Here is a 20840-nt window from a genome sequence, read left to right on the forward strand (position 1 = left end):
CACCACCGCGAACGGTGATGGGGCCGTGATGAGATTGGCATCGATCAAACTGGTCGCTCAGTCGTCCTTCATCGCGCCGGGCGCATTGGATTGCACCTGCATCAAGAATTCGATGTTCGTCTTGGTCTTCTTGAGCTGACTGATCAGCAGATCGATGGCCTGCTGCGAATCCAGTCCACTGAGGACGCGGCGCAGCTTGTGCACGACCGAGAATTCCTCGGGCGACATCAGCAGCTCATCCTTGCGGGTGCTGGACTGGTTGACGTCCACCGCCGGGAACACGCGCCGATCGGCGATCTTGCGATCGAGCTTGAGCTCCGCGTTTCCGGTGCCCTTGAACTCCTCGAAGATCACCGTGTCACCGGTCGACCCGGTCTCGACGAGTGCCGAGGCGATGATCGTCAGCGATCCGCCGTTCTCGATGTTGCGGGCGGCACCCAGGAAACGCTTCGGCGGATACAGCGCGGTCGAGTCGACACCACCGGAGAGGATGCGACCGGAGGCCGGGGACGCGTTGTTGTATGCGCGGCCCAGTCGGGTGATGGAGTCCAGGAGGACGACGACGTCCTTGCCTGCCTCGACGAGGCGCTTGGCACGTTCGATGGCCAGCTCGGCGACGGACGTGTGGTCTGACGGCGGACGGTCGAACGTCGACGCGATGACCTCACCCTTCACCGACCGTTGCATGTCGGTGACCTCTTCCGGGCGCTCGTCGACGAGCACGACCATCAGGTGGCATTCGGGGTTGTTGGTGGTGATCGCGTTGGCGATGTCCTGCAGGATCGTCGTCTTGCCGGCCTTCGGCGGCGACACGATCAGTGCGCGCTGCCCCTTGCCGATCGGCATGATGAGATCGATCACGCGGGTGTCGAGCCGTTCCTGCGAAGTCTCCAGTCGCAGTCGCTGATTCGGGTAGAGCGGCGTCAGCTTGCCGAACTCCGGGCGCTTCTTCGCCAACTCGACCTCGCCACCGTTGACGGTGTCCAGGCGGACCAGCGGATTGAACTTCTGACGCTGATTGGGCTGCTCACCCTCGCGCGGCACCTTGACCGCACCGGTGATCGCGTCGCCGCGTCGCAACCCGTTCTTACGCACCAGATTCATCGAGACATAAACGTCATTCGACCCGGCGAGGTAACCCGACGTCCGCACGAACGCATAGTTGTCGAGGACGTCGAGGATGCCGGCGACGGGCTGCAAGACGTCATCGTCGGAGACCTGCGGCTCGTTGTTGTTGCCACCCTCGGCGCGGTCGCGCCCACGACGACGCTCGCGGAAACGGCGCCCTCGGCGTCGTCCACCCTGCTCGTCATCATCGCGGTTGTTGTCGCGGTTCTGGCCGCTGGCGCCGCCCTGATTGTTGCCGCCCTGATTGTTGCCGCCCTGGTTGGCCCCGCCCTGGTTGCCACCATCGCGGTTTTGGTTGTTGCCACCCTGGTTGTCGCGGTTACCGCCCTGGTTGTCGCGATTCTGGTTGGACTCGCGAGCGGCGCCGTTGCGGTTGCGGTTCCGGTTGCGCGGGTTGCCGCCCTGCGACGCCTCGTCTGCCGAGGCGGCGTCGCGGCGGTCGCCCTCGGCGGGTTCCGAGTCGCCACGCCGGGAATCGGATTCCGTCTTGGTCGCCGATTCCGTCTTGGTCGCCGATTCTGCGGCTGCCTGTGCGGCGGGCGCTTCCGACGCGGCATCCGCATCGGCCGTCTTGGTGCGCCCGCGACCGCGGCTGCCGGTCGTCGCCGGGGCCGACTCGGTGGTGATGGCCATCTGCTCGGGACCCGACGCCTTGGTGTCGGCCGATTTCGGCGATCCACCGGCTTGCCGTTCCTTGATCGCGGCGATCAGGTCGCCCTTACGCATGCCGGACGTTCCCTTGATGCCCAGTTCGCCCGCGAGCGCGCGCAATTCGCTGAGAACCATGCCCGACAGTCCGGTGCGCGCAGCTCGGGCTCGGGTCTTCGGTGCAGAACTCGCCACCTCCCCCGCATCGGAATCAGCGGGAGCAGGTGCGGTGATCAGGTCCGTATCGGTCACGGATGTCCTTTCGTACCCCGGCAGATCATTGCTGCTCGGGGCTGTAATTCACCTGTGGTCCCCGGATATGCCGAGGTCTGCCAGGCATTCTCGCCCTCGGTGGGCGAGTCAAAGATTGTGGTCGTGCTGCGAGCGTCACTCCTGCGCTGTGTCACACGAACGCTGCGTCATCCAAACGTGTCCGTCATCCAGACGGTTCCGTCCGGGTGGCGGAACGCCACAGTGTCGGCGTGAGTACGGCGCGATGCTTTCGTGGGGTGTTATCGGTGAACCGGTGATCCGACGGAGACCGGGCGACCGGTTCGACATCTCATATCGAACGAGCGAATCGAAATGCACCCCGAAAACATGGCTGAACGAGCCGTCGCGGCTAGACGACCATATGATAACGCGTTGTTCCACATCGAGCAACATGCCCGCACGCGATTGTGTTCCCCATCCCAGAACTCCATATGAACTCGGCGGTTGGCTTGATGCGATGCTTCGCAGCACCCCAGGCCACGTTCGTCAGCCTATCTCGACTCCACCCGCGATCTCGACGGCGCGCGGGACGAATCCCAATTCCTCACCGAGTTCGCGGTCATCGGCCGGCAGCGGCCCGGTTCCGAGGACCAGGACGCTCGGGCCCGCTCCGGAGACGGTGGCCGCGTGTCCTCGCGCCCGCAGACCGGTCACGAGCTCGGCTGTGGGCCCCATCGCCTCGGCCCGGTACGGCTGATGCAGCCGGTCATCGGTCGCCGCGAGCAGACAACTCGGGTCGCTGGTCAGTGCGACGACGGCCAGCGCGGCACGGCTGAGATTGTGCACGGCGTCGACGCGGCGCACGGCGTCGGGCAGCAGCCCTCGCGCAAAGGCGGTCGACGACTCCGTCGACGGAACGAACACCGTGGCACCGATATCGGGATGCACGCGCAGTCGACGCGCCTGGTATCGGGCCATGCCATCGGTCATCTCGGTCCAGGTGACCACGGCCGAGCCGAGGACGCTGGCCGCGGCGTTGTCCGGATGCCCCTCGAACTCACTCGACAGCTGCACCAGTTCATCGGCGCTCAACGCGTCGGCCGCCCCCGACGCCGCCAACAGTCCCGATGCGGCCGCGAGACCGGATACGGCGGCCGATGCCGACGAACCGAGTCCCCGGGAGTGCGGAATCACGTTGACGCAGCGGACATGCAGTCCGGCAGCAGAGAACCCGGCATGCGCCAGTCCGCCGAGAATGGCACGGACGACCAGATGATTGGCGTCCAGTGGCACCTCTGCGGAACCCTCCCCGACCACCTCGACGGTCAGACCTGACGACGTGGTCTCGACCGTCACCTCGTCGTGCAGACCGAGGGCGATGCCGAGGCAGTCGAACCCGGGACCGAGATTCGCACTCGACGCCGGCACACGCACGCGCGTCGAAATACCTTCGGGCAGTTGACGATAGACCGTATCCGGGGTGACCATTCGCGGTGCCGCCGAGGCCTCAGGCCACGCCGAGTGCATGAGCCACCGCCACCGGGTCGACCTCGATCGCCTCGACCTCCGGCATCCCCGACAACGCGGTGTCCGGATCCTTGAGGCCGTTACCGGTGACCGTGCACACCACGGTCTCCCCGGGGGTGATCCAGCCGTCGGCGTGGGCCGCGAGCAGTCCGGCGACACTGGCGGCCGATGCCGGCTCGACGAAGACGCCTTCGCGCCCGGCGACCAATCTGTACGCCTCGAGCAGCTTCTCGTCGGTCGCCGCACGGAACTGTCCGCCGGATTCCTCCTTGGCCGCCACCGCCTGATGCCAGCTGGCCGGATTACCGATCCGGATCGCCGTGGCAATGGTCTCCGGGTCGGCCACCGGCGCACCGTTGACCAAAGGAGCCGCGCCCGCGGCCTGGACGCCGAGCATCCGGGGCCGCGAGGTGGAGATGCCGTCGGCGTAGTACTCCGAGTAGCCCTTCCAATAGGCGGTGATGTTGCCGGCGTTGCCGACCGGCAGTGCGTGGACGTCGGGTGCCCGGCCGAGAACGTCGACGATCTCGAACGCCGCGGTCTTCTGACCCTCGATGCGGGCCGGGTTCACCGAGTTGACCAGCTCGATCTCGGGGAACTCCGCGGTCGCCTTACGCGCCAGTTCCAGACAGTCGTCGAAGTTGCCCTGGACCTGAATGATCTTGGCGCCGTGCATGACCGCCTGGGCGAGCTTGCCCATTGCGATCTTGCCCTCGGGGATCAGCACCGCGCAGGTGATCCCTGCGCGGGTGGCGTAGGCGGCCGCCGAGGCCGACGTGTTGCCCGTCGACGCGCACAGCACCGCGGTCTTGCCGTTGTTGACCGCGTTGGACACGGCCATTGTCATGCCGCGGTCCTTGAACGAGCCGGTCGGGTTGAGGCCCTCGACCTTCAGGTACACCTCGCAGCCGGTCAGTTCGGACAGATGCGGCGCGGAGATCAGCGGGGTGGCTCCTTCGAGCAGGGTCACCACCTTCCAGTCGTCGGCGACGGGGAGCCGCGAGCGATAGGCCTCGATGAGTCCGGGCCAGCCCGCATGCACCGGCGCGGGTCGGGTTGAGGGGGCGTCAGTCATCGGTACCTTCCAATCGCAGAACGCTCGACACCTTGATCACTTCATCCATGTCTTCCAGTGCCGCAACACATTCCGACTGCGCACGGTCCGGGGCGCGGTGGGTCACCACGATCAGCCGGGCGTCCTCACCCGCGCCTTCCTGACGCACGGCGGCCAGGCTCACCGATCGCTTGGAGAACTCTCCGGCGATCTGCGCGAGGACGCCGGGCCGGTCGGCGACCTTCATGGAGACGTAGTAGCGCGTGGGCACCTCGTCAATGGTGGCGATCGGCAACGACGCGTAGGTCGATTCCAGCGGACCGCGCCCGCCGTGCACCTTGTTGCGCGCCGCCATCACCAGGTCACCGAGGACGGCCGAGGCGGTCGGGGAACCGCCGGCGCCCTGCCCGTAGAACATCAACCGGCCCGCGTTCTCGGCCTCGACCACGACGGCGTTGAAGGCGCCGTTGACACTGGCCAGCGGATGCGACAGCGGAATCAGCGCCGGGTAGACGCGCGCCGAAACCCGTTGTGTCCCATCAGCATCGCGCAAGCGCTCGCAGATCGACAGCAGCTTGATGGTGCAGTCGAACTTGCGTGCGGCAACCAGGTCGGCGGGGGTGACCGCGGTGATGCCCTCGCGGTACACGTCGGCGGCCGTGACACGGGTGTGGAAGGCGATGGAGGCCAGGATCGCCGCCTTGGCGGCGGCGTCGTACCCTTCGACGTCGGCGGTCGGATCAGCTTCGGCGTAGCCCAATCGCGACGCCTCGGCGAGGGTTTCGGCGTAATCGGCACCGGTCTCGGCCATCGCCGAGAGGATGAAGTTGGTGGTGCCGTTGACGATTCCGGCGACGCGGTCGACGGAATCGCCGGCCAGCGACTGGGTCAGCGGCCGGATCACCGGGATCGCGCCGGCGACCGCGGCCTCGAAGTACAGGTCAACCTTGGCTTTGGCTGCGGCCTCGGCCAGTTCACCGGTGTACTCGGCCAGCAGCGCCTTGTTGGCGGTCACCACCGACTTGCCGCTCTCCAGTGCCCGGCGGATCACACCGCGCGCCGGGTCGATCCCACCCATCAGTTCCACGACGACGTCGACATCGTCGCGGGTGACCAGGGATTCCGGGTCGTCGGTCAGCAGTGACTGATCGATCTTGCGCGACTTGGTCATGTCGCGGACCGCGACTCCGCGCAGTTCGAGTCGCGCGCCCACGCGAGCACGCAGGTCGGCGGCACTCTCGTCGAGAATCCGCACGACCTCGGTGCCCACATTGCCCATGCCGAGGACCGCAACTCCGATGCTGCGGTCGCCGGCAGAATCGTCACCCCCGGTGTGGTCTGTCACGGCAGGGTTGCCTGAATTCGCACTCACCTAGGTCACCTCCAGCCTCAGGAAATCGTCAATGGTCTCACGTCGCAGAATCACCCGCGCCTGTCCTCCGGCGACACCGACCACGGCCGGCCGGGTCACCATGTTGTAGCGCGAGGACATCGAGTAGCAGTACGCACCGGTGGCGGCGACGGCGATGAGGTCACCGGGCGCCAGATCCTCCGGCAGCCAACAGTCCTTGATCACGATATCGCCGCTCTCACAGTGCTTTCCGACGACGCGACTGACCACCGCGGGAGCGTCGGAAACTCGCGACACCAGGCGCACATCGTATTCGGCCTGATACAGCACGGTGCGGATATTGTCGCTCATGCCGCCGTCCACCGACACGTAGCGGCGGATGGCGCCACCGCCGAGTTCGACGTCCTTGATGGTGCCGACCTCGTACAGCGTGATGGTGCCGGGGCCGGCGATGGCGCGACCCGGTTCGACGGCGATGGTCGGCATCGGCAGCCCGACGGCGGCCGACTCACGCTTGACGATCTCGGCCAGCGTCTCCGCCACCGCGTTGACGGGCAATGGACGGTCTTCGGGGATGTAGGAAATACCCAGTCCCCCACCGAGATCCACGATGGACATCTGCGAGGTCTTCTCGACTCCGAATTCGGCGACCACGTCATGGAGCAGTCCGAGCACCCGGTGTGCGGCGAGTTCGAAGCCGTCCATGTCGAAGATCTGCGAACCGATGTGACTGTGCAGGCCCACCAGACGCAGGTTGTCGGTGGCGAACACGCGACGCACCGCGTCCATCGCCACGCCCCCGGCCAGGGCGAAACCGAACTTCTGGTCCTCGTGCGCGGTCGCGATGAATTCGTGGGTGTGGGCCTCGACTCCGACGGTGACGCGGATCAGCACGTCGGCCACGAGTCCACGCTCACCGGCGAGCACGTCGAGTCGTTCGATCTCGGTCATCGAGTCGACGACGATGTGTCCGACACCGGCCTCGAGGGCGTCCGTGAGTTCGGTCGAGCTCTTGTTGTTGCCGTGGAAGGCGATTCGTTCGGCCGGGAACCCCGCGCGCAGCGCGATGGCCAGCTCGCCGCCGGAGCAAACGTCGATGGACAGTCCCTGCTGATCGACCCACCGCGCGATCTCGGTGCACAGGAACGCCTTTGACGCGTAGTGCACCCGGCCGTACGGGCCGAAGGCGTCGATCATGTCGGCGCAGCGGGACCGGAAGTCGGACTCGTCGATGACGAACAGCGGGGTGCCGAAGGTCTCGGCGAGTTCGGTGACCCCGACACCGGCGATGGCCAGTTCCCCGGTTTCGTCGCGAGCGGCGTTGCGCGGCCACACCTGTGCGGGGATCTCGGCGAGCGCGGTCGGATCGTTGGGTTTCTGCGCCAGATGCGGCGCAGCGAGCAGTTCGGCGTGCCGGGGGCCGGCGGGATGGGCGTTCACATGCGCTCCGGTGCGTTGACTCCGACGAGCTCGAGCCCGTTGGCGAGGACCTGGCGGCTCGCCGCACACAGCGCCAGCCGGGCGCGGTGGATGTCACCGGCCTCCTCGTCACCCTGGGGCAGCACCCGGCAGTGCGCGTAGAAGCGGTGATAGGTACCGGCGAGCGCCTCGAGGTAGCGGCAGATACGGTGCGGTTCCCGCAGCGTCGCGGCGGTGGCCACGACCTCGTCGAAGTCGCCGAGCGTCCGGATCAGGTCCCCCTCCTCCGCGGTGTCGAGCAGGTCGAGGTGATCGAGATCGGGGGCCAATCCCAGCTCCGCGGCGTTGCGCGACAGCGCCGAGAGCCGCGCGTGGGCGTACTGCACGTAGTACACCGGGTTGTCGTTGGACTGTTTGGCCAGCAGATCGAGGTCGATGTCGATGTTGACGTCGATCGACGACCGGATCAGCGCGTAGCGCGCGGCGTCCACGCCGACGGCGTCGACGAGGTCATCGAGGGTGATCACCGTGCCGGCGCGCTTGCTCATCCGGACCGGCTTGCCGTCGCGGACGAGGTTGACCATCTGCCCGATGAGGACCTCGACGGTGTCCGGGTCGTCGCCGAGCGACGCCGCGGCGGCCTTGAGCCGCTTGATGTAGCCGTGGTGGTCGGCGCCGAGCATGTAGATGCACAGGTTGAAGCCGCGGTTGCGCTTGTCGCGGTAGTAGGCGATGTCGCCGGCGATGTAGGCGGCCTCGCCGTCGCTCTTGATGACGACGCGGTCCTTGTCGTCGCCGTACTTCTCGGTGTGCAGCCACCACGCACCGTCGGCCTCGTACAGGTTGCCGTTGGCCTTGAGTTCGGCGATGCACTCGTCGACGAGGCCCGTCTCGAACATCTTGTTCTCGTGGGTGAACACGTCGAAGTCGGTACCGAAGTCGTGCAAGCTCGTCTTGATGTGGTCGAACATCAGCGCCACGCCCTCGGCGCGGAAGGTCTCGACCCGCTCATCGGCCGGCTGCTCGAGCACGCCGGGGACCTTGGCGACGACCTGCCGGGCGATATCGACGATGTACTCGCCCGCGTAGCCGTCCTCCGGGGTGGGTTCGCCGAGGGCCGCGGCCTCCAGTGATCGCGCGAAACGATCGATCTGAGCGCCATGGTCGTTGAAGTAGTACTCCCGGGTGACCTGGGCGCCACGCGCGGCCAGCACCCGGCCGAGCGCGTCACCGACGGCGGCCCAGCGCGTGCCGCCGAGATGGATGGGCCCGGTCGGGTTGGCGGAGACGAATTCGAGGTTGATCACCTTGTCGGCGATCTCCTCGCCCCGGCCGTAGCCGCCGCCCTGCTCGAGCACGGCGGCCACGACGGTGTTCTGCGCGGCCGCACCCAGCCAGATGTTGACGAAGCCCGGGCCCGCGACCTCGGCCTTGTCGATTCCGTCGGTGGCGGCGAAGGCGTCGGCCAGCCAACCGGCGAGCTCCCGCGGAGCGACGCCGAGTTTCTTGCCGAGCCGAAGTGCGACGTTGGTCGAGTAGTCACCGTGATCGGCATGGCGTGGTCGCTCCACCACGACGGAGTCGGGCACGACGGATACGTCGAGGCCATGGTCGGCCACGACGGCGCGGGTGACAGAGCTGAGCAACGCAGCAAGATCGGCGGGAGTCACAGGTCACCATCCTATTGGCCGCCCCATTCCGCGCGGCATCGGGGACGGCTTCGCCCCGCCCGGCGGTCGGCGCCGGTCATCGAAGTGATGCGCGCGTCACAGCACAGGATGGAACGTTATGCGGTTTTCGTCTCATCGCAGAGTAGGGTTGCGCACATGCGTGCGAGCGACGTCCTCACCTCCGTTCCGACCACCACCGACGACGCATTGGCGATCTTCGATGCTGCCGAACCCGTCGAGACCGATGCGATGATCGGCACCTGGCATGGCGCCGAACTGCCCACCGACCACCCGATGGACGGCCTGCTCGCCGCCAGCGGGTGGTGGGGTAAGCAGTTCGTCGACGCCGAGACGGTGCATCCACTGTTGTTTCCTACGCGCGACGGCTCCGCACTCTGGGCGATGAACCCGATCCTGGCGTTCGGTGGCACCGATCTCGCCCGGATGGCACCGGGGGTGAAGAAGGCTTCGTTCGTCACGCCGATCGCGGCGACCCGACGACTGTGGCAGACCGGGAGATCGCGAGCGCGACTGCGCACCACGCGGTATCGCGGCGTCGACACCGCGACGATGCAGTACGACCAGTTGCCCATCAACGACGTCTTCCGCCGGATCTCCGACGACGCGGTGATCGGAGCGATGGACCTCAAGGAGTCGCCGACGCCGTACTTCTTCGTGCTGCAACGCGACGAGCACTTACGGTTGGCCTAGTCGCGGTTGGCCTGGCCGCCATTGGCCTGGCCGCGGTTGATCTGGTCGCGGTTGATCTGGTAGCGATCGACATCGACAAACGTTGTCCCGGAATCGATCTCAGGGGCGCACGCGATGCGTCAGTCGTGCGGCATGACGCTCGGCCGGAAGTCCTCGATCACCACGTCCTCACCGGCCCGGACGGTCACGATCGACCACTCGGGGATCTCGACCCAATGGGTGTCGCGATACTCGAGTTCCAGTGGCTCCGACACGATGATCCGTCCGTCGGCGGGCAGTTCGATAGGGCCGTTGCCGTCGCCCGCGGACAGTCTCATCTGACCCTGCGAGTGGTACAGCGTGCGGGATTGGCGGTTGCTCGAATAGCGCACGGCATAGATCTCCGTACCGTTGGAGGCACAGATGGTCGCGTTGAACGGCACGTCGACATCGTGATCGGCGCGGGCCTGCTCGACCCGACCCACCAGCTTCGCGAGCGCACCCTTCGGATCGGTGTCGAGCCCGTACGTCAGCGCCAGATAGAAGCACAGTTCGGTGTCGGCGTTGCCCTCGATGAGCGGGTAGAGCTCGGGCGCGACGTCGAAGGTCAGATCTCGTTTGAGCGTGGAGAACTGCCCGATCTCTCCGTTGTACTGAAAGAGCCAGCGCCCGTGCTGGAACGGATGGCAGTTGACGCGGTCGATGGTCCCGCCGAGAGCGGCACGGACGTGGGCCAGGAACATCGGGGACGAGATCTGTTCGGACAGCCGCTGCAGGTTGTGATCACTCCAAGCCGGCATCAGGTCGCGAAACTGCCCCGGAAAACTACGGTCGCCGTACCAGCCGAAGCCGAACCCGTCGCCGTTGGTGGGCCACGCGTGGTTGCGGAACATGGTGGCCGTCGGCGACCCTGGCAGGTACAGCTGCCGGGCCTCGAAGCTCTGGTCAACCAGCGAGTGCGAAGGTCGCGTGAGCAGATCCTCGAGGTGGATGGGGGAACCACAGTAGGCGAGCCAACGGCACATGAATGCAACGCTAGTCCTGAATCAAGGGTTCGGCGCGCGGCCGTGAGCCCCTGGACGAGACCCAGCCGGGGCGCCAATTCACCGAGCCATCCCCGACAGTTGCGTGATGAATCGCAGCCGCGGGCCGGCGCCGCACGCGCAGTCAGGAAGATTCTCTGCGCGATGTCACCAAAGTCCTGGCCGGCGCACCTTCGTCATCGTAAGTCCAAGTGAAGATCTTGTGCAGATTTTCGTTCCTAGAAGCACTTTCGGACGGGGAAAATCCTAGGAGCTCTGTTCGGTCCTAAGACCTCTGTTCGGACAGTGTGCGCCCGCGTAAATCTCTTTCAATCCACACAGTGGGCGCACACCGCCCGGAGGGCGGCAAGGATGTCAGTGTGCGCCCGCGTAAATCTCTTTCAATCCACACAGTGGGCGCACACCGCCCGGAGGGCGGCAAAAATGTCACTGTGCCCCCGGTAGGATTCGAACCTACGGCCTTCTGCTCCGGAGGCAGACGCTCTATCCCCTGAGCTACGGGGGCTCATCGGGCGGTGATCAGAGTAACCCATGCCGAACCGTGAACCCAATCCGGCTGGTCGTCGTGTCGCGGGTCCGGTGGTGTGGTTGCCGCCGGACTGCCTTCGGCCGGCGTGGGGCCGCATCGACGACGTTCAGGTCGGCAGCACGTCGTCGAGGTGGCGCAGGAGAACCGGGATCGACGACGCGTCCGGGATGTTGAAGGCGTTGAGCAGCGGGAGATCCGCTTCGAGGGTGGGCGATGTCGGCGGGCGACCGGCGGTGAAGGCGCGCACCGTTGCCGACGTCGCGGTCGTCGACCCCATGATCAGCAGGTAGGCGGAGTCAAGGACTCGGGCATTCTCGGCCGAGAGTACCGTCCGCAGGCCGGTGGCACCGGGTATGTCGACGAGATGAAGTCCTAGTGCCCCAAGGAATTTGGCCGTCGAGGCATCCGGGCTGCTGGTCACGGCGAGTTGACCTCCGCCGCCCGCCACGCCGATGGCGAATGACTTGCCCGCCGCGTCCGGGTGCGCGGCGGCCGTGGCACGGATCTGGTTGTCGAGCGAGTCACGCACTGGACCGACGTCGCGCCCGAGCGCCGTACCGGCGGTGGCGAGATCCCGTTCCCACGAACCCGATCGGGTGCCGACACCCGAATCGTCTCCGACCACGGTGGGGGCGAGTTCGGCAAGGCGGTCATTGATCGCACGGGTCACCAACCAGGTCGGGGCGACGATGAGATCGGGTCGCAGTGCGGCGATCCGGGCGATGTCCAGTTCACCGGTGAGCCGGACCGCCGAGTCCGGCAACGTGTTCTGCAGCCACGGCGCCGCGGCCATCGTCGACGCAGGTCCGTCGGTCCGGTAGCCCACCACGGGGGCACCGACGGCGAGCATGGTGCCGAGCCAGTCGGCCGACAGCGCGACCACTCGATGGATCGATCCGGTGATCGTGACGGGCCCGTATGCGGAGCTCACCACGCGTGGGCGCGCCTTACTCGAGTCTGCCGATTGCGACGGCGCGGCGCAGGCCCCGATCAGCGCAGCGAACACCGCGACGACGATCGCGGCTCGCCATCGGAGCATCCTGCGACCTGTAACCAGCTGCACGACAGAACTTTTGCTATAGGGCATCTGCCGTCCTTTCGACGAGGGGACCGGCGATCACGCCGGCAGTGGCGATCAGACCGACGGTGATCGCGACACTGAATACCAGGAGTGTGTCCGCAATGGTGCAGTGCTGCAGCGCAAGTCCGAGTCCGATGACCGGAACCGACAGTCCCGCATAGCCCGTGAGGTAGAAGACCGCCAGTGTCTCGCCCAACCGATCCGGCTCGGCCACCGACAACACCGCCGAGAACGACGCACGAAACAGCAGACACCCACCGGCGCCGACCACTGCCGCCCCGACGAAGAACACCACCGGTCCGGCTTGCGGCGCCAGTACGTCGACGAGCACGACGATCAGCCCGGCAGGGACCAGAGCCGCACCGGTGAACGTCGTTTGTCGGGTGGACCACGAGGTGGTGGCGATCATCGTGATCGCGCCGCTTCCGAAGACCACCAGCAGCGCGAAGCCGGCGAGCAGGGGCGATGGGCGATGCAGGGTCTGCGACAGGACGGTACCGGACAGTCCGACGAACATCCCCAGCGAGCTGAAGGCCAGGACGACCCCCACCAGTGCACCGACGAAGCGCCGGCGACCCCGGCGTGGAGCCGCAAGCATGCGCAGCCGGTAGTCCCGGAGCCGGAACGGGCTGCGCCGAGTGGTTTCCGGCGCCACCGCGACCATCAGTGCCGCCGCGGACAACAGCACGAGGAACACCGCGTAGGGCGCCACGAGCGGTGACGTCATCACCGTCGCGATCACCGCGGCGACGAACGCACCGGCGCCGAGTCCGATCACGTTCGCGGTGGCGGCCAGGAGTTGCGCGCGGTGCCGGAGATGCGCGGGGCGATGTGCGGCATGCAATTCGGTGATGTAGGCCGTTCCGGCCGCAGCGGTCAACCCCACCGCCAGTCCGCTGAGCACTCGTGCGCAATAGAGGCCCGGAGCCTGCGGAAACACCATGAACACCACGCAGCCGAGAATCGCCAGGAGGACCGATGACAGCAGAAACCACCTGCGCCCCAACGTATCCGACAGATGTCCGACGAGGTAGAGGGCCGTGATCACCCCCACCGCATACACCGCGTAGATCAGGGTGATCGCCAGCGGGGAGAGTCCGTCGCGCTCGCCGTAGGTCCGGTAGAGGGGACTCGGCGCGGTGGAGAACGCGATCACCACACAGAAGGTGAACGCCACGGACCAGTAGCCGCGGCGGTAGCGCGACATCTCGGCGGGCGAGCAGGCGGCAGGGCACATGAGGCGACGCGAACACATTTAGTGACCACCGGTCACTAAATGTGGGCCGAGGTGCCGGGGCCCGCACCGAGCGGTCGGGGGATCACGCACCATGGCCTAGCCTGGGTGAGTGAGAACCGCACCTCGCACCCCATCGTCGGCCGGCCCGGGCCCCCGGGGACGGCCGCCTCAGCTCAGCCAGGAGATGATCGTGGCCGAGGCGATGCGCCACGACATCCGCACCATGTCGCTGCGAACCCTGGCTCAGGCACTGGGCGTGAGCCACTCCGCGCTCTATCGGTGGGTCGGCGGAACCGACGAGTTGATCGCGCTGATCAGCCGCACCGTGATCGAACGGGTGCTACCCACCGACTCCCCCACCGCCGACACGTGGGAACCGTGGCTGCGCGGTATCGCCGTGGCAATGCACGACGAGTTCCTGGCCGTACCCGGTTTCGCCTCCCGCACCGCGGGCCCCCACGACCATCGGCCCGAGGTCATGAATGATCTGAGGGAGGCCATCATCGCCGGGTTCCGGGCGGCCGGCGCCGAACCCGAGTCGGCGCAGCACAGCGCCTACATCTTTGCCGTCGGCATCGTGGGCTGGCTCGGCGCGCTGGAACGTGACCTCGAATTCGGCTCCCCGGCACCGTCTTACGAGATCTTCCTGGAGTGGCTGTTGGCCGGCCTACCGGTTGGTGGTCACCACACGACGTCGGACTGACGACCGGCCGGTCACCCACCCACCGCAGGCACCGCCATACCCTCCATTCGCACACGCGACCCGTTCTCCCCGCGGATCACGTGCAGCTGGACCGGGATACGGGCCCGCAGTTCCTCGACGTGGGACACCACCCCGACGACGCGTCCGCCCGAACGCAACTCGTCGAGCACGCCCATGACAAGGTCGAGGGCCTCGGGATCGAGGGTGCCGAATCCCTCGTCAATGAACAGGGTGTCCAGTACGCGACCGCCGGCCTCGGCAGAGACCACGTCGGCGAGACCGAGGGCCAGCGCAAGGGAGGCGAAGAAGGTCTCACCGCCGGACAGCGTCGTCGTCGCCCGGACTGCGCCGGTGTACTCGTCGCGCACCTCGATACCCAGACCGCCGCGGCGTCCACGCGGCCCGGCCGCATCACTGTGAGCGAACTCGTAACGCCCCGAGGACATCTGACGTAGCCGCGCCGAGGCCGCGACAAGCACCTCTTCCAGCCGGGCGGCCAGCACATACGAGCGCAACGCCATCCGGCGCGAGTTCTGTCCGCGACCGGCGACGAGTTCGGCCAGGCCGCGCAACTCCTCGTGGCGTTCACGCAACGGCGCGAGACCATCGGCGGCCGACCAGAACTGTGCCACATACTCTTTCAGAATCGTGTGGCGTCGGGTGGCGACGGCATGTTCCCGCGCGGCGGCTTCCCGGACCTCCTCCGCCACCCGCAGATCCGCGCTGAGGGCGTCGACGTCGACCGAATCGGCGGTGAGCGCGGCGGCGACATCGGGTTCGGCGAGGGTGGCCTCCGCGGCGGCCCGCAGTGCGCCCGCGCGTGTCAGAAGCATCTCCCACTGGGTGATCTGATCGTCGGTCGCGAGTGCGGCACGCATGGCCGCGGCGTCCTCGAATCCTGCTGCGACGCAGCGCTCCCCCAGTCGTTGGGCGATGTCGTCGTGGCGGCCCGCGGCGTCGATGCCGACGCGTCGCGCATCGCGCAGCGAGGTGGCCCGGCGGATCAGCTCATCCAGTTCGGCCAATCGTTCGGTGATCCCACCGCGCCCACCCGTGGCCTCGAGAACCTCGGCGTCCAACGCCGTCAGGGTCTCACGCAGCGACGTCGCCTTCTGCCGGTCGGCTGAGCGGGTCGACTCGCACTCCCCCAGTTCCCGCCGCCACGCGTCGGTCTCGGCCTCGATCGCATCGAGGGCATGCTCCAACTCGGGAATGCGCGCGAGGGAACGATCGGCATCGGCGAGTGCGGCGACGCTGCGGGCGAGGTCGTCGTCGATCTGACCCCGCGACATCTCACCGAGGGTGTCGTCGAGGACGGCGAGCCGTTGCGCGATCGCCGCATGACGCACCTGCGCGGCGTCCCGATGCGTGGCCGCATCCTGTTCGGCGGCACGTGCGTCCGCCTCATCGGCGTCCGAGACCGACGTGCCGTCGATGGCCACCGTCGGTTCGGGATGATCGGCGGATCCACACACCGTGCAGGGTTGTCCGTCGACAAGTTGGGCAGCGAGTTCGGCCGCCATCCCGTCGAGCCGACGCCGACGCAGGTCGACGAGGTGCTCGGCCGCGCTCACCTGTTTCTCCCGCGCGTCGAGGAGTGTCCGCTCGGCCGTCCGGGCGGACGCGCGCTGCTTCTCGCGTTCCTCCCACGCCATGACCAGTTTCGTCAGGCGTTCGTGCTCGGTACGCAAGCCGGGCACCTGCACCCGCACCGCGGTGGCGGCGGTCAGCGAGTTCGCGGCCCGACGACGCCGCTCCGGGGCGTGCTCCAACAGCTCCGACAGTTCTCCCATTCGCTTGCCGCACTGTGTGATCCGCGTGTCCACGGCGTCGATGTCGGCGATCAGGCCAGGCCGCTCCCCGATTCGGCGCGCCAGCGGTTGCCAGCGTCCCGATTCCGCGGTCCACCGGCCGATGGCTTCTTCGAGGGCGTCGGGGTCGATCGAGTTCGCCTCACGCCCGGCACACCACGCGGCGGCCTCGTCCAGTTCGACGAAGCGGCCGGCGGCGCGGTCGACTCCCCGATCAGCCTGGCGCCGTCGGGTGATCGCACGATCGAGATCATCGGCGATCGGACCCAGCGGCGCGGCGCGGCGCGCGGCGGCCAATGCGGTGTTGGCAGCGGAGAATTCGGCCTCACCCCGGGCCAGTTGCCCGAGTTGGGACCGCGCCTCGCCGCCGCGGCGCCGCAGGTCGGCGATGCGGACACCGGCGTCGTACGCCGCACGCGCCTGATCGGCGGCCGCCTGCGCCGCGGTCAGCACCGTGGCGGACCGCGAATCGTCCTGCGCGGCAGCCTCAAGGCATGCCTGCGCCCACTCGTCATCGGGTTCGGCCGGGGCGTCACCGCCGCCGACCGCGACGATCTGCCCGGCCAGCCGGTCCAGCGCCGCGGTGCGCTCGCCGAGATCGGCCTCGCTCTCCCGCGCCCGCTCACGCAGCCACTCCTCGAGGTCACCGAAGCGCGCCGTGTCGAAGACGCGCTCCAGCAACGTCTCCCGTTCATCCGGGTTGGCGCGCAGGAACCGGGCGAAATCACCCTGCGGCAGCAGCACCACCTGGAAGAACTGCTCGGCACTCATACCCAGCACCCCGATCACCGCATCACCGATGTCGGGGATGCGGGTCAAGGCGGGACCGGAGCCATCCACCCAGACCAGCGACGCCCGGGCGTTGATCTTGCGGGTGCCCTCGCCGGTCTTCTTCGGTCGATGGAACTCCGGTGAGCGGATGATCCGCAGGCGCCGCCCACCGATGGTCGCCTCGAGTTCGACCTCCGGGACCACATCGGGCGCGGCGTGATCGGAGTGCAGCCGCTTGGCATCGTTGCGCGCCCCCGGCACCCTACCGAAGAGCGCGAAGGCCACCGCGTCGAGAATGGTGGACTTACCGGCACCGGTCTGGCCGTGCAGCAGGAACAGCCCGTCGGCCGCGAGTGCGTCGACGTCGATGACCGTCTCGTCGGCGAACGGACCGAACGCCCGCATCCGCAGGTGATGGATTCTCATGCCGACTCCGCCACCTCGGGTAGCGCGAACAATGCCCACTCACCGTCGCCGGCGATCTCCGATTCCGGTTCGCCGACAACGGCTCTGAGCGCACGCTCGATGATCCTGCGTTCACCCGCGCTCGGCGCATCCCGCACGTCGGTGACGAAGGAGGTGACGATGTCGGCATCGGAGCGTCCGTGCACCCGCGACCGGTAATCGACGCCGCCGCCACTGTGTGGCCGGTCCCAGCTCACGTGCACCGCGTAGGGGAAACGCTCCCGCAGCCGGCGCATGGCGTCGACCGGGCGCAGTGCGTCGGTCAGGGTGGCCTCCACGTAATGACCCTCCGAGTCGGCCAACGACCCGTCGGCCAGCAGGTCGTCGAGAGTGCCACGCACCGAACTCAATCCGCGGACGATCGGGAGCTCGTGGGCACGCACCTCGGTGAGGCCATCGGCGTCGAGGTCGACGATCCACACCGACTTGCGGTGGGTGCGTTCACCGAACGAGTACGCCAACGGCGAGCCGCTGTAGCGGACCCCCGGAGTCAACGTCTGCGGCGAATGCAGGTGTCCGAGTGCGACGTAGTCGACCCCGGAGAAGGTCTGCACGGCAACCGTTTCCACCCCACCGACGCTGATCGACCGTTCCGACCCGGTCGCGACGCCACCGACGACGAAGGCGTGTGCGGCGACCACCGAGCGCACCCCATCCCGATCGGCGACGTCTGCGCGGATGCGGCCCATCGCCGCGTCGAGTACCTGCTGATGGGAGCGGGCGTCGCCGACACCGAGTTCGGTTCGCGCGGTGTCGGGTTCGAGGTACGGGATGCCGTAGAAGGCCACCGGGCCGTGCGCGTCGCCGATGATCACCGGGTCGGTGATCGCGGCGATGGTGGTCCGCAGGTGCAACCCGCCGGCGGCGGCGAACGACGACCCCGCGCCGAGGCGGGTGGGCGAATCGTGGTTGCCCGAGGTCACCACGATCTGCGCGCCGGCCGCCGAGATCAGCCCCAGCCCTTCGTCATAGACGGCCACCGCGTCTGCCGAGGGCACCGACCGGTCGTACACGTCACCGGCGACCACCACCACGTCCACTGACTCGTCGGCCACGACGGCGGCGAGATCGGCCAGCGCGCGGCGCTGGTCGGCGAGCAACTCGACGCCGTGGAAGGTACGGCCGAGATGCCAGTCGGAGGTGTGCAGGATTCGCATGTCCAACACCGTACGATCGCCGACCGACAGAAACGGGGAGGGCGCGGGTGCGTGGCGTCACCGCCGCGCCTCCGCGCCCCGCCGATTCCGCGCTTCACCTGCGGATTCAGGCCGCGCCGGCGCTCTCCACCTCGCCCTTGGCGACGGCCGCCCGCTGCGTCGCGCCGACGGCCTGATGGCCGGGACGCTTGAGGAACAGGGTCGCGATCACACCGATCAGCAACACCCCGGCGGGCAGGTAGAGCGATTGCCCCATCGCGGTGGCGAACGGCTCACGGATCATCGCCGGGAGCTGGGAGACCGCATTGGAATGCTCGCTGGTGTCCACGCCGGGCAGTTCCGCTGCCAACCGGGTCTGCATGATCGCGCCGACGGCGGCCGATCCGATGACCGAACCGATCATCCGGGTGGTGTTGTACACCCCGGCACCGGCACCGGCCTGCTGCCACGGGAGGTTACGGGTCGCGGTGGCGGCCAGCGGCGCCCAGATTCCGGCCGAGGCGATACCCATCAGCGCCAGCGGGATCACCAACTCCCACACCGGGGTGGCCGGGCGGGCGATCATGCCCGCCCAACCGACGGCGACGGCCTGCAACAGCAGCGCCGAGGAGATGATGACGCTGGGATGCACCCGATCCAGAATCCGCCCGACGATGGGCGCCAGGATTCCGGTGAGCGCGGCCATCGGCACCATCATCACCGCCGCCCGTGTCGGCGACATCCCCCCGACGAGCTGCAGGAAGAACATCATCGGGATCATCAACCCGGAGATCGCGAAACCCATCGAGGCGATGCCGATGTTGGACAGCGAGAAGTTGCGGTCGGTGAACAGCGACAGCGGCACCAGCGGTTCGGTCTTGATGCGCGACTGCCAGTAGATGAAGAGTGCGAGCATGACCAGTCCGCCGACGATCAACGCCCAGATCCACCCCGCCCACTCGTACTTCTCGCCGTCCTGGATACCGAAGACCAAGGCGGACAAGCCGACTCCGGAGAGCACCACGCCGATCCAGTCGAAGCTGTGATCGTGGGTCTCCACCGACGGAACCAGCGTGGCAGCGAGGATCAGGCCCGCGATACCGACCGGCAGATTGACGAAGAAGATCCACTCCCACCCGAGACTGTCGGTCAGGATGCCACCGAGCAGCGGTCCGACCAACGTGGCCACACCGGCGACGGTGCCCCAGACGCCCATCGCCGCGCCGCGCTTCTCCGGCGGGAAGATCCGGGTGATCAGGGCCATCGTCTGCGGGGTGATGAGCGCGGCGCCGATACCCTGCAAGGCCCGCGCCGCGATCAGCTCACCGATCGAACCGGCGAAACCACACCAGACACTCGCGATGGTGAAGACCACCAGACCCGCCTGATAGACGAGTTTGGGGCCGAACTTGTCGCCGAGACGTCCGGTGACCAGCAGTGGCACGGCATAAGTGAGCAGGTAGGCGCTGGTGACCCAGACGATCCCGTTGACGTCGGTGTCGAGGGCGACCTGGATCTGCGGTTGCGCGACGGCGACGATCGTCATGTCCACGAGGATCATGAAGAAGCCGACGCACAACGCCATCAAGGCGAGCCACGGTCGGGTGGTCACCGCCGTCGGGGTCGTGGGTGTACTCATCGGGTGGACTCTTTCTCTGTGGTGGACTTCGCTGCGGTGGACTTTGCTGCGGTGGACTTTGCTGCGGTGGACTTTGCTGCGGTGGACGGCGCACTCGGCGCCGCAGCCGGATAGGTGAATCCGGGGTCGTCGAGCCAATCGACCCGGCCGTCCCGCAGCCGGTCGAGAAGCTCTGCGAGCCAATCGATCTGGGCTCGCATCGTGGCGATGCGGCAGCCCGCATCGAGGAAGAACATCTCGGGGGTGCCCTTGGCGTGGGCCTCATCGGTCGCCGTGGTGATGTCGAGGAGATCGGCGCGCATCGCCTCCAGCCGGGTGGTCAACAGCTCGATGACGCGGCGTCGCGGGAGTCCGTGCGCCTCGGCGAGCGCCAGGTAGAGCTCGGGGTACTCGTCGGGATGACGCCCCAGGATCTCTTCCAGGTTGGCCTCGAGTGCGGCCCGTCCGGCATCGGTGATCGCATACACCGTCCGCTCCGGCCGGTTGCCCTCCCGTCGCACCTCGTGCACAGCGATCAGCTCGTCGGCGGCCAGCCGGTCGACCGCGTGGTAGAGGGTCCCGGGACGGAACTTCACCAGCCGGTCCTCGCGACGACAGATCGTGGTCTGCACCATCTCGTACGGGTGCATCGGCTTCTCGGCCAGCAGACCGAGAGCAAGGACCGCCATGGACGACAGCGTCGGTGGCGTTGCGCTGCCCTGCTGACGTCCCGTCACGAACCGACC

General features: G+C 67.6%; 15 protein-coding genes and 1 tRNA gene. 2 read left to right on the top strand and 14 right to left on the bottom strand.

Going from position 1 to position 20840, the window contains the following annotated elements:
- Window positions 1–57: 57 nt before the first annotated feature.
- The 6 genes from rho to argS form a co-directional block, all read right to left on the bottom strand.
- On the bottom strand, window positions 58–2028 hold the full coding sequence (rho, locus tag ACWDPV_RS21350) for a transcription termination factor Rho (protein ID WP_449744565.1): 1971 nt from the start codon (window positions 2026–2028) through the stop codon (window positions 58–60).
- A gap of 507 nt (window positions 2029–2535) precedes the next feature.
- Window positions 2536–3477 (bottom strand): homoserine kinase, encoded by a 942-nt coding sequence (gene thrB, locus ACWDPV_RS21355; protein ID WP_449744595.1) that lies wholly within the window; start codon window positions 3475–3477, stop codon window positions 2536–2538.
- A gap of 19 nt (window positions 3478–3496) precedes the next feature.
- Window positions 3497–4591, bottom strand: coding sequence for a threonine synthase (gene thrC / locus ACWDPV_RS21360; protein WP_348808480.1), 1095 nt, complete (start codon window positions 4589–4591; stop codon window positions 3497–3499).
- The gene (locus ACWDPV_RS21365) at window positions 4584–5915 is read right to left on the bottom strand and encodes a homoserine dehydrogenase (protein ID WP_449744596.1); all 1332 of its coding nucleotides are present in this window, start codon (window positions 5913–5915) and stop codon (window positions 4584–4586) included. Before ACWDPV_RS21365 ends, thrC begins: the two co-directional genes overlap by 8 nt.
- Window positions 5916–5942: 27 nt before the next feature.
- Entirely contained in the window at window positions 5943–7361 is a 1419-nt protein-coding gene (gene lysA / locus ACWDPV_RS21370) for a diaminopimelate decarboxylase (protein ID WP_449744566.1), read from the bottom strand.
- Window positions 7358–9010, bottom strand: coding sequence for an arginine--tRNA ligase (argS, locus tag ACWDPV_RS21375; RefSeq protein ID WP_449744567.1), 1653 nt, complete (start codon window positions 9008–9010; stop codon window positions 7358–7360). Before argS ends, lysA begins: the two co-directional genes overlap by 4 nt.
- Before the next feature lie 156 nt (window positions 9011–9166).
- Here argS and ACWDPV_RS21380 point away from each other — a divergent pair, with 156 nt between their 5' ends.
- Window positions 9167–9721, top strand: a complete 555-nt coding sequence (locus ACWDPV_RS21380; RefSeq protein WP_449744568.1) for a DUF4334 domain-containing protein — start codon at window positions 9167–9169, stop codon at window positions 9719–9721.
- A 119-nt stretch (window positions 9722–9840) separates the two neighbouring features.
- On the opposite strand, the gene ACWDPV_RS21385 is transcribed toward ACWDPV_RS21380, so the two are convergent.
- The 4 genes from ACWDPV_RS21385 to ACWDPV_RS21400 form a co-directional block, all read right to left on the bottom strand.
- Window positions 9841–10725: a class II glutamine amidotransferase gene (locus ACWDPV_RS21385; protein WP_449744569.1), complete on the bottom strand. Its 885-nt coding sequence runs from the start codon at window positions 10723–10725 to the stop codon at window positions 9841–9843.
- A 450-nt stretch (window positions 10726–11175) separates the two neighbouring features.
- A tRNA-Arg gene (locus ACWDPV_RS21390) sits at window positions 11176–11248 on the bottom strand.
- 130 nt (window positions 11249–11378) lie between these two features.
- On the bottom strand, window positions 11379–12311 hold the full coding sequence (locus ACWDPV_RS21395) for an ABC transporter substrate-binding protein (RefSeq protein ID WP_449744570.1): 933 nt from the start codon (window positions 12309–12311) through the stop codon (window positions 11379–11381).
- A 37-nt stretch (window positions 12312–12348) separates the two neighbouring features.
- The gene (locus tag ACWDPV_RS21400) at window positions 12349–13590 is read right to left on the bottom strand and encodes an MFS transporter (RefSeq protein WP_449744571.1); all 1242 of its coding nucleotides are present in this window, start codon (window positions 13588–13590) and stop codon (window positions 12349–12351) included.
- A 109-nt stretch (window positions 13591–13699) separates the two neighbouring features.
- Here ACWDPV_RS21400 and ACWDPV_RS21405 point away from each other — a divergent pair, with 109 nt between their 5' ends.
- On the top strand, window positions 13700–14293 hold the full coding sequence (locus tag ACWDPV_RS21405; RefSeq protein WP_449744572.1) for a TetR/AcrR family transcriptional regulator: 594 nt from the start codon (window positions 13700–13702) through the stop codon (window positions 14291–14293).
- Window positions 14294–14304: 11 nt separating this feature from the next.
- Here ACWDPV_RS21405 and ACWDPV_RS21410 read toward each other — a convergent pair whose 3' ends face one another.
- The 4 genes from ACWDPV_RS21410 to ACWDPV_RS21425 all read right to left on the bottom strand — a co-directional run bounded on the left by ACWDPV_RS21410 (window position 14305) and on the right by ACWDPV_RS21425 (window position 20783).
- The gene (locus ACWDPV_RS21410) at window positions 14305–17301 is read right to left on the bottom strand and encodes an AAA family ATPase (RefSeq protein ID WP_449744573.1); all 2997 of its coding nucleotides are present in this window, start codon (window positions 17299–17301) and stop codon (window positions 14305–14307) included.
- Window positions 17298–18497 carry an exonuclease SbcCD subunit D gene (locus ACWDPV_RS21415; protein WP_449744574.1) on the bottom strand — a complete coding sequence of 400 codons (1200 nt, stop codon included), beginning with the start codon at window positions 18495–18497 and terminating at the stop codon, window positions 17298–17300. The genes ACWDPV_RS21410 and ACWDPV_RS21415 overlap by 4 nt, the downstream gene beginning before the upstream one ends.
- Window positions 18498–18603: 106 nt before the next feature.
- A complete protein-coding gene (locus ACWDPV_RS21420) occupies window positions 18604–20115 on the bottom strand; it encodes an MFS transporter (protein WP_449744575.1) in 1512 nt (503 codons plus the stop codon).
- Window positions 20112–20783: a PadR family transcriptional regulator gene (locus ACWDPV_RS21425; RefSeq protein WP_449744597.1), complete on the bottom strand. Its 672-nt coding sequence runs from the start codon at window positions 20781–20783 to the stop codon at window positions 20112–20114. Before ACWDPV_RS21425 ends, ACWDPV_RS21420 begins: the two co-directional genes overlap by 4 nt.
- Window positions 20784–20840: the final 57 nt, after the last annotated feature.

The organism is Gordonia sp. NPDC003504 (assembly GCF_053587995.1).

Coding starts and splice junctions, on each gene's coding strand:
- ACWDPV_RS21410 (WP_449744573.1), bottom strand. CDS start 17,301: ATGAGAATCCATCACCTGCGGATGCGGGCGTTCGGTCCGTTCGCCGAC.
- ACWDPV_RS21425 (WP_449744597.1), bottom strand. CDS start 20,783: ATGGCGGTCCTTGCTCTCGGTCTGCTGGCCGAGAAGCCGATGCACCCG.
- ACWDPV_RS21380 (WP_449744568.1), top strand. CDS start 9,167: ATGCGTGCGAGCGACGTCCTCACCTCCGTTCCGACCACCACCGACGAC.
- ACWDPV_RS21420 (WP_449744575.1), bottom strand. CDS start 20,115: ATGAGTACACCCACGACCCCGACGGCGGTGACCACCCGACCGTGGCTC.
- ACWDPV_RS21400 (WP_449744571.1), bottom strand. CDS start 13,590: ATGTGCCCTGCCGCCTGCTCGCCCGCCGAGATGTCGCGCTACCGCCGC.
- thrC (WP_348808480.1), bottom strand. CDS start 4,591: ATGACTGACGCCCCCTCAACCCGACCCGCGCCGGTGCATGCGGGCTGG.
- ACWDPV_RS21395 (WP_449744570.1), bottom strand. CDS start 12,311: ATGCTCCGATGGCGAGCCGCGATCGTCGTCGCGGTGTTCGCTGCGCTG.
- ACWDPV_RS21415 (WP_449744574.1), bottom strand. CDS start 18,497: ATGCGAATCCTGCACACCTCCGACTGGCATCTCGGCCGTACCTTCCAC.
- ACWDPV_RS21385 (WP_449744569.1), bottom strand. CDS start 10,725: ATGTGCCGTTGGCTCGCCTACTGTGGTTCCCCCATCCACCTCGAGGAT.
- thrB (WP_449744595.1), bottom strand. CDS start 3,477: ATGGTCACCCCGGATACGGTCTATCGTCAACTGCCCGAAGGTATTTCG.